This window comes from Marinobacter sp. NSM (assembly GCF_052380025.1).
Lineage (GTDB): Bacteria > Pseudomonadota > Gammaproteobacteria > Pseudomonadales > Oleiphilaceae > Marinobacter.
Map to the genome: position 1 here is coordinate 228407 of NZ_JBQTCK010000001.1, position 12301 is coordinate 240707.

Here is a 12301-nt window from a genome sequence, read left to right on the forward strand (position 1 = left end):
CGCTCCTAAACGATAAGTAGGTGATTACGGTATCAAGCCGTCGCATGAGAGCCAACTGTATCAGGTTCCTGTCCGGACCTCTTTGAGGATGTGCCAAGCCGCAAGGCATTGAGCACGACCAAAAGAGAGCTGGCCGACATGCCGATGGCCGCCATCCATGGGGTGACCAGGCCCGCTGCTGCGAGGGGCAGGGCGGCGACGTTGTAGGCAAGCGCCCAGAGCATATTCTGCCGAATGATCCTGCGGGTCTGCTGGCTTGCCTTGATAGCCTGGAGCAGTTGCATCAGCTGACCATTCATCAGCACCGCATCGGCTTTTAGCTGGGTCAGGTCGGCGGCGGTGCCCATGGCGACCGAGATACCCGCACCGGCCATAGAGGGGAGGTCGTTCAGGCCATCGCCCACCATCATTACTTTGTGACCTTCATCGCGAAGCTGATCGAGCACCGCCAGCTTCTGTTCCGGTGAGGCTTCGCCAATCGCCGTTTTGATACCCAGTGCCTCAGCAACCTGCTGGACATGGGCCGAGCGATCACCACTGAGGAGCAGGGTCCGTATTCCGGCTTGATTGAGTGCCTTGATGGCTTGCCCGGCATCTTCCCGGATTTGATCATCCAGTTGGAAGCTGGCAAGCCATTGATCTGCGGTAGCGAGCCAGATTTCCATGCCAGAAGCAATTTCTGCATGGGGGGGCGGAGCGGAAGTGTGTTGCTCAACGAACGCCTTGTGACCGATAAACACGGGCTTGCCATTAAAAGTACCAGACAAGCCTCCGCCCAGATGGTTGTTCACATTCTCCACGGCCACCGATGCACATTCGTGAAAAACTCTGGCGATCGGATGTTCGGAGTGTTTTTCCAGGCCGGCTGCCAGTTTCTGACAGCTGGCTTGGTCCATGTCACCGAAGGCCTGGCTGCCGGTCAGGGTTAGCTCGCCACGAGTCAAGGTGCCGGTTTTATCGAACACCACGGTGTCGATGCTGTACAGGGATTCAAGTGTGTGGCCTTTGGTGGGCAGGAAGCCGAGTTTCCGCAAACGCATGGTGGCTGAGGTGAGTGCTGTTGGTGTCGCGAGAGAGAGGGCGCAGGGGCAGGTAACCACCAGCACGGACAAAGCGATGTCGAAGGCATTACCGGCGCCGGCCAGAACCCAGCCACCCCAGACAAGGGGCGTCAGTATCAGTACCTGGCGAATAAACCTCCCGGCAATGCGATCTGCCAGGCGCGCCACGGGGGGCTTCTCGGACTGCACCCGGTCCAGTATCCGGAGGATACCGGAAAGCCGGGTTTCTGCACCGGCTTTGACTACCCGGATATCCAGTGGATTCTCGCCGTTAATGCTGCCCGCATGAACGGTGTCGCCAGGGCCTCGGGACTCGGGGAGGTATTCGCCGGTCAGGGCTGCTTCGTTTAGTGTGGATTCACCGGACACGATCTCTCCGTCCACCGGCAGTGTCTCGCCCGGGCGTACACGAATAATATCACCAGCTTTGACTTCGTGGGCCGGCACCAGATCTGTCTCGCCATCCCGTACCATGGCGGCGACGGTTGGCTGAAATCCCGCCAGGGCACCGCCTGTCAGGCCCGCGCGGTAACGGGCCTGGACTTCTACATAGCGCCCCAGCAGAAGGAAAAAGGTAAACATGCATACGGATTCGAAATACACCTCTTCGCCACCGAACACGGTGACCCAGGCACTGGCCACATAGGCGAGGCCGATAGCGATGGCCACCGGCACATCCATGGTCAGATGGCGGGTGGTCAGGTCACGCCAGGCATTCTCGAAAAACGGTCGGGCACTGTACAGCAACACGGGCGTTGCCACGATCAGGCTGAACCATCGAAAGAAGCTGACGTATTCCGGGGATAACTCACTGATCAGCTCAAAATACAGCGGAAACGCCAGCATCATGGTCTGGAACGAACCGGCGCCGGCAACCAGCAGCCGGATCAACATGGTACGGTGTTCGGCTTTCAGGGTCTGCTCGGCTTCGTCGGCCTGGAAGGGGCGGGCGGTGTAGCCGAGCTGATTGATGGCAATCAGCAGATCGCTGAGGCGGGTCTGATCCTGGGCCCAGACCAGGCGTGCTCTCTGGGTACTGTGATTAATCGAGAAAGCCTGAACGCCGGGGTGTTGCTTGAGGTGGTTTTCGAGCAACCAGATACAGGCCGCACAGGTGATGCCGCTGATCAGCAGGTTCGCTTCCTGCCCGCCTTTTACCGGGACGACGAAGGATTTCTGAACCAGCGGGTGGTCTAGTTCTTTCAGGCGATCGGTTTCGGAACGAGTCAGCTCCCGCGGGGTCACGGCGGGTTCTGTGCGAAACTGGTAGAAGCCCGTGAGCCCTTCGTTGTGAATGGTTTCGCACACAGCCTTGCAGCCCTGACAACAGAAGGGCCGGGTTTCGCCATCAAGTTCCAGGGTTATCGGCGGGTGGCCGTCCGCTGGCTCACCGCAATGAAAGCACTTCAGACCACTCACCCCTGGGTGGCGCTGGTCGCTTTCAGGGCGATTTTGTTGGATGCCGGCAGCCAGAATTCACCTTTTACTCGCCAGTCGTTGTCCGGGCCCTGCAGGTCGTAGTACCAGCGGCCGTCCATATCCTCAATCAGGTTACCGGTATACTCTCCGGCGGCCATTCGACGAAACTGGATGGTGCGATCCCGACCTGACATGGTCGGGTGGTACAGGTTGAGAACCAGGTACGGGTAGTCTGCTGCGCCTTCTTTGGTTTCCAGCGTCAGGCGTGCAGAGCGCTCGTCAACGGTCAGTCCGCCTTTAAGGCCAAGATCCAGGGCTTTCTGATCCCGTGCGATGGCCATATTGATGCCGCGCCCTTCACGGGAGTAGTCATCCGTCACCATGGAAGGAGAAAGAATGCTGCCCACCGTCAGTATGGTCATACCGGAGATAATTGCAGCGATCGGAAATATCGTCAAAAACCAGAACCAGGGTTGGCGATACCAGGGTGCTACGGGGGTGTTGTCAGTCATTACGCTATCAACTCTTGTCAGTGTATCGGGTCTGCGGCTCACGATATCCTATCGCGGGCTTGGACCAACAAAACGGCTTTCAGTTTCAAGAATAAGTGATGGATCTGTTTCGGACTCCGCATAGAAACGGATGGTGTTATTGGTGTCCGGGATAGATTCGGGCGGAACATCCACGACGGTCGGCAGCGAGCGGATTTCGGAGCTGGCAACTGTGACGTTGGTTGTTGTCAGAATCCGGATGCCTTCAAGCCCCTCAACCGACAGGTTGAAGGTCTGGGGAACTTCCGACATGTTCTGGATTTTTATCGTGTACGAGTTCTCAACGTGGCCTTCGCCGTTGAAGCTGAAAAGCGTGCCACGGTCACGCAGTACGTCCATTTTGGCCGGTACCCGCGTGATCAGAGTGAAAATAATCGCTCCGATCATCAGCGTCAGAACCGCACCGTAGCCGAAGGTTCTTGGCCGCAGAAGCTTCGAGGTTTTGCCTTCCAGCTCGTTCTCGGTGGTGTATCGGATCAGGCCTTTGGGGTAATCCATTTTTTCCATGACTTCATCGCAGGCGTCGATACACAGCGCGCAGCCAATGCATTCATATTGCAAGCCATCGCGGATATCGATACCTGTGGGGCATACCTGCACGCACTGGCCGCAGTCAATGCAGTCACCCAGGCCGACGTCTGCGGGATTGACGCTTTTCTTGCGGCCACCACGGGGCTCACCCCGGTTTGGGTCATAGGAGACAATCCGGGTGTTCGGGTCGAACATGACAGACTGGAAACGGGCATACGGGCACATGTACAGGCAAACCTGCTCGCGCATCCAGCCTGCGTTCAGGTAGGTGGCGACAGTGAAGAACGCCACCCAGAAATAGGCCCAGCCATTGGCCTGAAGGGTGAACAGATCAATGATCAGTTCCCGGATCGGGTAGAAATAACCTACAAAGGTAAGGCCCGTCGCCAGAGCGACAAACAGCCACAAGCCGTGCTTGATGGATTTCTTGGTTATTTTTTCCGGTGAGTTGGGGGCTTTGTCCAGCTTCATGCGCTTGTTGCGGCTGCCCTCAACTTTCTCCTCAATCCACATGAAGATGAAGGTCCAGACAGTCTGGGGGCAGGTATAGCCGCACCAGACCCGGCCAAACAGGGTGGTAATGAAGAACAGGCCAAAGGCACAGATAATCAGCATGCCCGAGAGCAGGAAGAAGTCTTTGGGGAAGAAGGTGACGCCATACAGGTGGAATTCCCGTGCCGGCAGATCAAAGTGAATCAGCGGCTGGCCATCAAGTGTCAGCCAGACAAACAGAAAGTACATGCCCATGAGCAGCGTCAGGCTGACGTTGCGAATCTTCTGGAACGTGCCTTTGACTTCTTTGACGTAAATCTTCTTACGGCTGGCGTAGAGATCAACGGTTTCCGGCTTGTCGTTTTTATTGGAGGGCTCGAAGGAAGGGTCTACCTGGGTGACCGGAATTTCATTGCTCATGGGTACCTCCCGAAAGGTGTCGTGCTGGGAGCGGGCCTCGAGGGTCAGCTGATCTTCTCAAGCCTGCACCCGCGGGGCAGGTGCAGGGTTGAGAAGACCGGGCCGGGGTAGCCCCGGCCGGTCTGGCTCAGTTCGACAAGCTGTAAACGTAGGCTGCCAGGATCTGGATCTGGTCGGCGGTCAGACGACCTTCCTGAGCTGGCATCTCGTTCTGGCGACCGTACTCGACGGTCTCCCGGATCCACTCGTAGGTAGAACCGTACAGCCAGATGTTGTCGGTCAGGTTGGGCGCGCCCATCGCGGTCATGCCGGTACCATCAGAGCCGTGGCACGCAGCACAGGCCTGCTGGAACACTGCTGCGCCGGCTTCCGCTGCCTCAGCATCACGCTCTCGGCCACTAAAGGCCAGTACGTAGTTAACCACCTGGTCAACCTGACGGCTGGTCATGTTGGGCATGACACCTTTGGCTGGCATGTTGCCCTGGCGACCTTTGACAAGGCTATGCAAGATCTGGTCAGGCTCACCGCCCCACAGCCAGTCGTCGTCGGTCAGGTTGGGGAAGCCCACCTGGCCGCGAGCGGCAGTACCGTGGCACACCGAACAGTTGTTGGCATACAAGCGCTGGCCAATTTTCATGGCATCTTCGTTCTTCGCCAGCTCCGGGATCGGGGTGTCGCCAAACTGGGCGTAGATTTCACCATACCTGGCATCGGCTTTGGCCACTTCCGCTTCCCACTGGTTGGCAGAGGTCCAGCCCAGAATGCCCTTGAAGTTACCCAGGCCCGGATAGAGAGCCAGGTATCCCAGTGCAAACACACAGGTTGCGATGAACAGGTAAAACCACCACTTTGGCAGCGGGTTGTCGTATTCCTCGATGCCATCGAAGGAATGGCCCATTGTGCGGTCGGTTTCGGTATCGGTCGTCTGGCTTTTGCGGGTGGCCCAAAGCAGCCACCAGCAGCCGAAGATGGTACCGAGCACGATCACGCTGATCCAGATGCTCCAGAAGGTACTCATTGTTTCTTCTCCGTTTTTTCCTGTTCGAGCGTACGCTTGGCTACTTCATCGTCGTCATCGGAGAAGGGTAGCTTTGAGGCTTCCTCATTCGCCTTCTTTCGGTGGGCGCTGAACGCCCACCAAATGATGCCGAGAAAAATCGCCATGATGACCAGCGAGTGTATGCCGCGTAACTCATTAATATCCATGGGATCACCGTTTGTCTGAAATCACAGTACCCAGCTGTTGCAGGTATGCGACCAGTGCTTCGATTTCAAACTTGCCTTCGATGTCTGAGGCAGCACTTGCTACCTGCTCGTCGGTATAAGGCACGCCGAGGGTCTGCAGTGTTCTCATTCGGGCTTCGATGGTGGTGTGCTTCACACGGTTATCAAACAGCCAGGGGAAAGCCGGCATGTTGGACTCAGGCACCACGCTGCGCGGATCGTACAGGTGCTGGCGCTGCCAGGCATCGGAGTAACGACCACCCACGCGGGCCAGGTCAGGGCCGGTGCGCTTGGATCCCCACAGGAACGGGCGGTCATAAACGAACTCGCCCGCCACGGAGTAGTGGCCATAACGCTCGGTTTCCGCCCGGAACGGGCGAATCTGCTGGGTATGGCACACGTGGCAGCCCTCGCGGATGTAGATGTCCCGGCCTTCCAGTTCCAGTGCGGACAGCGGTTCCAGACCATCAACGGGCTGGTTCACGTCCTTATGGAAGAACAGGGGCACTACTTCGGCCAGAAAGCCGCCGCTGATGACCACCACGATCAGGACGATCATCAGGCCAAGGTTCTTTTCAACTATTTCGTGTCTCATCTGGTCTCTCCCCTTACGCCGCTTGAACGGCAGCGTTGTCCTGTGCTGCGGCTTCTTTCTGGCGTACGGTCATGTACACGTTGTAAGCCATGATCAGCATGCCGGTCAGGAAGATGGCGCCACCAATAAACCGGACGAAATAGCCGGGGTAAGACGCTTCCAGAGATTCAACGAAACTGTAGGTCAGAGTGCCGTCTTCGTTAACTGCGCGCCACATCAGGCCCTGCATGATACCGTTAACCCACATGGCAACGATGTACAGGACGGTACCAACAGTAGCCAGCCAGAAGTGAACGTTGATCAGCGCACTGCTGTACATGGCTTGCAGGCCCCACAGTTTCGGGACCAGGTGGTAGACCGCGCCGATACTGATCATGGCTACCCAGCCCAGGGCACCGGAGTGCACGTGGCCGATGGTCCAGTCAGTGTTGTGGGACAGTGCGTTAACGGTCTTGATGGACATCATCGGGCCTTCGAAGGTCGACATGCCGTAGAAGGACAGGGAGACCACCAGGAAGCGAAGGATCGGATCGGTACGCAGTTTGTGCCAGGCACCAGACAGGGTCATCATGCCGTTGATCATGCCGCCCCAGGACGGAGCCAGCAGGATCAGAGACATGACCATGCCTGCAGTCTGTGCCCAGTCAGGCAGCGCAGAGTAGTGCAGGTGGTGGCCGCCGGCCCACACGTAGGTGGTGATCAGCGCCCAGAAGTGCACGATCGACAAGCGGTAGGAGTAAACCGGACGGTTTGCCTGCTTGGGTACGAAATAGTACATCATGCCCAGGAAGCCGGCGGTCAGGAAGAAGCCAACGGCGTTGTGGCCGTACCACCATTGCATCATGGCGTCAGTGACACCCGCGTACGCCGAGTAGGATTTCCAGGCGGTAGCTGGCAGGGCCATGTTGTTACCGATGTGCAGAACTGCCACGGTAATGATGAATGCGCCGTAGAACCAGTTGGCCACATAGATGTGCGGTGTGCTGCGCTTCATCACGGTACCGAAGAATACCAGCGCGTAGGTTACCCACACGATGGCAATGGCGATATCAATCGGCCATTCCAGCTCTGCGTATTCCTTGGAAGAGGTGAAGCCCAGTGGCAAGGTAATGGCGGCCGATACAATGATCGCCTGCCAGCCCCAGAATGTGAACGCTGCCATACCATCGGAGAACAGGCGGGCCTGACAGGTCCGCTGTACAACGTAGTAAGAGGTAGCAAACAGGGCACTTCCACCAAAGCCGAAGATGACGGCGTTGGTGTGCAGCGGCCGCAGGCGACCGAAGTGAGTCCAGGGCAGATCGAGGTTGAGGGATGGCCAAACCAGCTGTGCTGCAATCAGCACACCCAGAGCCATGCCTACAATACCCCATACCACTGTCATGATGGCGAATTGTCTCACCACCTTGTAGTTGTATGTCAGGTTTGCATTTACTGTGCTCATAGCCTTACCAATGGGTTTAGGATGGGGAAATATGCGGGCGCAAGTATGGAGAAACCATTAGGCCTTTGCAATGATTCAGGTCAACTCCTGACATTCATCAAATCCGCTGGAATCAGCAGTTTGGCCAACAGTTTGCAAGACTTGAACCGCGTTACAAAAGCACCTTGAAGGTTTCTGCTCGGTTGCTAATGATACCCCCTGACAGCGAGGAGTTGAATGTTGTGAACCGGATTAAGACCAAAGGCTACGGTAAAGGGGTCAAAAGTGTCATGTTGCTGGCCCATGGGGCCGGCGCGCCCATGGACTCCCCTTTTATGGAGCAACTATCTGAAGCTTTGGATCGGCAGGGGATGGCAACAGTCAGGTTTGAGTTTCCGTATATGGTTCGGCGGCGGGAAGACGGCCGCAAGCGGCCACCGGACCGAATGCCTGTGTTGCTGGATTCATTCCAGGCCGAAGTGGCGCGGGTGCGAGATGAGGTGGGTGAAGATTGCCAGGTGCTGGTTGGAGGTAAGTCGATGGGTGGTCGGGTTGCCTCAATGCTGGCCAGTGACCATGCTACGGATATTTCCGGGGTTATTTGCTATGGCTACCCTTTCCATCCCCCGGGCAAGCCCGATCGTTGGCGTATTGATCATTTCTCGACCGTTGGCTGCCCGATGTTGATTGTACAGGGAACCCGGGACCCTTTCGGCAAGCCGGAGGAGGTGGCGGCCCAGGGCGAGATGCCGGGGCTTGCCCGGCTGTGCTGGTTGGATGGCGGAAACCATGACTTTCAGACGCCGGCAAGGCATCCGGACAGCCAGGCAACCCTTATCGAGCGGGCGGCTGGCGAAACCGGCCGATTTGTTCAGGAGTTTCTGGCGGGCTCGGAGCTGCGTTGAGCAAGGGTGGTTGCGTCCCGGCCGGCGGCTTTGGAGGCGTAGAGGGCTTCATCGGCGCGTCGGAACAGGCTGTCTGGCTGCTCTTCGACGCCCAGTTCCGCGATGCCGGCGCTAACGGTGAGGCTGATGGCTGTACCATCGGGAGCGGTAATGCGAGAGTCCCGCACCGCCTCAAGAATGTCCTGGCACAATTTGGAGGCGCCGGTGGCGTCTGTACCCGGTAGCAGCAGGGCAAATTCCTCACCACCAAAACGGACCGCGACATCCCGTGGTCGCTTGATCTGGTTCTTCAGGCAGGTGGCGATGTGCCTGAGGCATTGGTCACCGAAATCGTGGCCCCAGCTGTCGTTAATCCGCTTGAAATGATCGGCATCAACCAGCGCCAGCGACAATGGCTGGCCGGTTCGACGAGCTTCACGGCAGAGTTCCGGTAACAGGTTATCCATATGCCGGCGGTTGTGCAGTCCGGTCAGGGCATCGTTCAGGCTGAGGGACGCCAGTTTCCGGTTTGCCTGCTCAAGTTCCCGCATGGTATTGCGCAGTTGTGCGGTGCGCTCGTGAACCTTGAACTCCAGCTCTGTCCGTGTCTGGTGCTCAATATCCAGCAACTTCTGATTCAGCAGGCGCCAGTGTTGCACCATGGCATAGTTCAGCAGGATAACCTGACCCCCTACAGCCGCTTGCATCATGACCTCGCGGGCCAGGTAGTCGCCCAGGTAGCCGAAGGCCGCCAGGGCATAGGCCAGGGCACCGACCACCATGATCATCCAGGCAGCGATGTACCAGAAGGCGGGTAGATAGCCCTGGCGCCAGCGGATAGTCGCAATGACCGACAACGCGGCAATCACCACCAGCGCATGGGCTGTGTTGAGCAGGATGGCTTTGGAGTAGGGTAGCAGGAAGGTCAGGGCCAGGAAGCCCACAGCAGACCAGACCAGCCCCCGGAGCACGGATTCTGAAATCGTGCCGGCACTGACATCAAGAAATGACCAGCCAAACAGTGCCATGGCGGCTGAACAGATGACCAGAGTGAGTGGGATCGACAGGTTCGCCAGCTGTGCACTCTCGGGCCAGAAATACTGATTCGCGAAGCCGCCCATGGCAAACAGAAACATCGCCATGGAGCTGATATAGAAAGCGTTATAGAAGTAGTACCGGGTGCCGGAGCTGAAGAATAGCAGCAGGTTAAAGGCGGCCAGAATCAGCAGCGCCCCGTAAAACAGGCCGTGGATCAAGGTCAGGTGATTGCTTTCCGCAATGACCTCTTCCGGTGTCATCAGGGCCAGGGGCACATTCAGCGCCCCGCTGCTGTGAACCCGAATGGTAATGGTGCGCCGTTCGGACGGATCCAGCGTGACCGGTAACAGGTAATAACGGTAATCTATACCCCGGGTGGCAAACGGCAGTGAATCACCTGTGGCCAGTGGTGGTGCGGCCTCGGTGACGACATCCGGGCTGCCTGGCTGATGGCGGTGCTGCCAGAAGGTGATTTCGTCCAGCAGCGGGTAGTTAAGTTTCAGATACCAGAGCGCTCGGTTGGCGCCCGGGTTGTGGACGGTCAGTTGTATCCAGTAGACGGCGTCTGTATGGCTGAACACCAGGTCATGGCCGTTGGCGGGTGTCCAGGGCATATCCGCCGGCAGTTCTGATGCGCTCTGAGCGGCGTGGGCTGGCTCGCCGGGGCGGGCGGAATGGAAGCACAAGTGATGATTAATTGCGCTCCGGGCTTCGGGGTTGGTCGCCTGTAGGATCGGACATGGTTCCGCCGCCATGCTGTAACCGGGCATAATGCCAGCAAAGGCCAGCAGGCCAAGCATCAGCAGGGCGCAGAATCGAGGCGTCATCAACGAAATCCCATGTCGAATGAAGGCGGAAGTGTAGCCAGCGTAAACAAATCCTGCTGTTAAACAGGTTCAAGTTTCTTGTTTGTCAGGGTGTCAGATTCCTGACAATTTTGAATGAAAAGGTGATAGATGCAACAGGTTATGCTGGTGTGCCGCCCGGGATTCGAAGCCGAGGCGGGCCAGGAAGTGGCGGATCAGGCAGCCCTTAAAGGCGTGTTTGGTTACTTTCAGCCGGTCAGGAATAGCGGGCTGGTTCGGTTTACCATTGGCAGTGAGGAAAGTCCGGAGGAACTGATGGGCCGCCTGCCGTTGGACGAACTGGTATTTGTCCGGGATTGGTTCGTTATCCTGGGCGATTGCGCGTTGCCAGTACAGGATCGGGTTGGAGCCGTTGTCGGTTTTCTGCGAGATCAGGATTGGAATGGTAGTGGCTGTGCAAGGGTAGAGGTGCGTTTACCGGAGAACAACGAGGACCGGGACCTGGGCAACTTTTCCCGAAAATGGGTAGCGCCGTTATCCAAGGACCTGCGGCGCGCGGGATTGCTTCAGGAAACGGCGGATGCAAAAACCAGAAAACGGCTGGAAATACTGCTGGCAGACTTTGGCACGGCTGTGATTGGGTACAGCCTCGCTGGTAACCGGTCGCCGTTCCCGGGGGGCGTGCCGCGGCTCAGATTACCCGCCTCGGCCCCCAGCCGCTCTGCGCTCAAACTCGAGGAAGCCTGGAAGGTATTTCTGCCGGAGGATCGCTGGCTCGACTACCTGGGTGGTGGCAGGAAAGCCGTCGATCTGGGAGCCGCGCCCGGCGGTTGGACCTGGCAACTGGTGAACCAGGGTATGATGGTGACGGCTGTTGATAATGGCCCGATGAATCCGGATTTGATGGCCAGTGGGCATGTTGAGCACATTGAGGCGGATGGTTATGTCTGGCGCCCGAAGCGGGCGGTCGACTGGATGGTTTGCGACATAGTCGATAAGCCGCGCCGCACCGCCCGGATGGCAGTGGACTGGCTGGCAGACAGGCTTTGCCGTTACACGGTATTCAACCTGAAGTTACCGATGAAGAAGCGCTACGACGAATGGCTGGTATGCCAGGACATCCTGGTGCGTGGTCTTGAGGATGCGGGCCTGACTTGCCATGTACGGGCCCGCCACCTTTATCATGATCGAGAGGAAATCACCTGTTTTATCGAGCGCCTGGACTAAGCCGGAGTGGCTCAGGGCATAGGGATTTGCTCAAGAACCGTGATGATTTCATCGCGGTCCATCATGGGCACCAGTTCTGCCATCAGCTCGCGCCGCTCCCGGGAATGGTACCAGCGATCCCAGTCAGCTTCAGAGCGCCAGTTGGCAAGGGTGATACGGTGGTTCGGGTCATGGCTGTCGACCAGCGTCTCACCTGAAATAAAACCGGGTGTGCTAACGGCCTGCTGCAGTACCAAACGTGAACGCTCCTCGTAGGCGGTTTCCAGAGACTCTGCGATGTGTCGTTCAATCAAAACCCGAATCATGCAATTGGTCCTTTATTTTCGTTGCTGTAAACAATAATTTAGCACCGGATTCTGAAAATCACGAGAACTGGAGGTGGCTGTTGTGACAACCCTGGAGTTTCAAGCCGAGCTGGACGCTCGAGGGCTGTTCTGCCCGGAACCGGTAATGATGCTGCACAACCGGATCAACGATGTTGGCGTGGGCGAAGTGTTGCGCGTTGTAGCGACCGATCCTTCAACAACCCGGGATATACCCCGTTTTTGCCAGTTCCTGGGCCATGAGCTGCTGAGCCAACAGGAACTGGAAGGGGAATTCCATTTCCTGATTCGCCGTTGTGAGAGCTGA

The 12301-nt window shown here is 57.6% G+C and carries 12 protein-coding genes; 3 read left to right on the forward strand and 9 right to left on the reverse strand.

Going from position 1 to position 12301, the window contains the following annotated elements:
- Nucleotides 1–32 precede the first annotated feature (32 nt).
- The 7 genes from ACTZWX_RS01085 to ccoN form a co-directional block, all read right to left on the reverse strand.
- Nucleotides 33–2480: a heavy metal translocating P-type ATPase gene (locus ACTZWX_RS01085; protein ID WP_444712379.1), complete on the reverse strand. Its 2448-nt coding sequence runs from the start codon at nt 2478–2480 to the stop codon at nt 33–35.
- Nucleotides 2477–2992, reverse strand: coding sequence for a FixH family protein (locus ACTZWX_RS01090; protein ID WP_444712380.1), 516 nt, complete (start codon nt 2990–2992; stop codon nt 2477–2479). Before ACTZWX_RS01090 ends, ACTZWX_RS01085 begins: the two co-directional genes overlap by 4 nt.
- A 48-nt stretch (nt 2993–3040) precedes the next feature.
- Nucleotides 3041–4474, reverse strand: a complete 1434-nt coding sequence (ccoG, locus tag ACTZWX_RS01095) for a cytochrome c oxidase accessory protein CcoG (RefSeq protein WP_444712381.1) — start codon at nt 4472–4474, stop codon at nt 3041–3043.
- Between the two features lie 127 nt (nt 4475–4601).
- Nucleotides 4602–5492 (reverse strand): cytochrome-c oxidase, cbb3-type subunit III, encoded by an 891-nt coding sequence (gene ccoP, locus ACTZWX_RS01100; protein WP_444712382.1) that lies wholly within the window; start codon nt 5490–5492, stop codon nt 4602–4604.
- On the reverse strand, nt 5489–5680 hold the full coding sequence (locus ACTZWX_RS01105; RefSeq protein WP_058089528.1) for a CcoQ/FixQ family Cbb3-type cytochrome c oxidase assembly chaperone: 192 nt from the start codon (nt 5678–5680) through the stop codon (nt 5489–5491). Before ACTZWX_RS01105 ends, ccoP begins: the two co-directional genes overlap by 4 nt.
- A gap of 4 nt (nt 5681–5684) precedes the next feature.
- A complete protein-coding gene (ccoO, locus tag ACTZWX_RS01110; protein WP_444712383.1) occupies nt 5685–6293 on the reverse strand; it encodes a cytochrome-c oxidase, cbb3-type subunit II in 609 nt (202 codons plus the stop codon).
- 13 nt (nt 6294–6306) lie between these two features.
- Entirely contained in the window at nt 6307–7737 is a 1431-nt protein-coding gene (gene ccoN / locus ACTZWX_RS01115) for a cytochrome-c oxidase, cbb3-type subunit I (RefSeq protein ID WP_444712384.1), read from the reverse strand.
- Nucleotides 7738–7958: 221 nt separating this feature from the next.
- Here ccoN and ACTZWX_RS01120 point away from each other — a divergent pair, with 221 nt between their 5' ends.
- Complete coding sequence (locus ACTZWX_RS01120) at nt 7959–8621, forward strand: alpha/beta family hydrolase (protein WP_444712385.1); 663 nt, start codon at nt 7959–7961, stop codon at nt 8619–8621.
- Here the strand turns inward: ACTZWX_RS01120 and ACTZWX_RS01125 are convergent.
- The gene (locus tag ACTZWX_RS01125; RefSeq protein WP_444712386.1) at nt 8588–10465 is read right to left on the reverse strand and encodes a sensor domain-containing diguanylate cyclase; all 1878 of its coding nucleotides are present in this window, start codon (nt 10463–10465) and stop codon (nt 8588–8590) included. The two genes, ACTZWX_RS01120 and ACTZWX_RS01125, sit on opposite strands and share 34 nt — an antisense overlap.
- A gap of 129 nt (nt 10466–10594) precedes the next feature.
- Between ACTZWX_RS01125 and rlmM the strand changes: the two genes are divergently transcribed.
- On the forward strand, nt 10595–11671 hold the full coding sequence (gene rlmM / locus ACTZWX_RS01130; RefSeq protein WP_444712387.1) for a 23S rRNA (cytidine(2498)-2'-O)-methyltransferase RlmM: 1077 nt from the start codon (nt 10595–10597) through the stop codon (nt 11669–11671).
- A gap of 11 nt (nt 11672–11682) precedes the next feature.
- Here rlmM and ACTZWX_RS01135 read toward each other — a convergent pair whose 3' ends face one another.
- Complete coding sequence (locus tag ACTZWX_RS01135) at nt 11683–11976, reverse strand: antibiotic biosynthesis monooxygenase family protein (protein ID WP_444712388.1); 294 nt, start codon at nt 11974–11976, stop codon at nt 11683–11685.
- An 82-nt stretch (nt 11977–12058) separates the two neighbouring features.
- Here ACTZWX_RS01135 and tusA point away from each other — a divergent pair, with 82 nt between their 5' ends.
- Nucleotides 12059–12301: a sulfurtransferase TusA gene (tusA, locus tag ACTZWX_RS01140; RefSeq protein WP_444712389.1), complete on the forward strand. Its 243-nt coding sequence runs from the start codon at nt 12059–12061 to the stop codon at nt 12299–12301.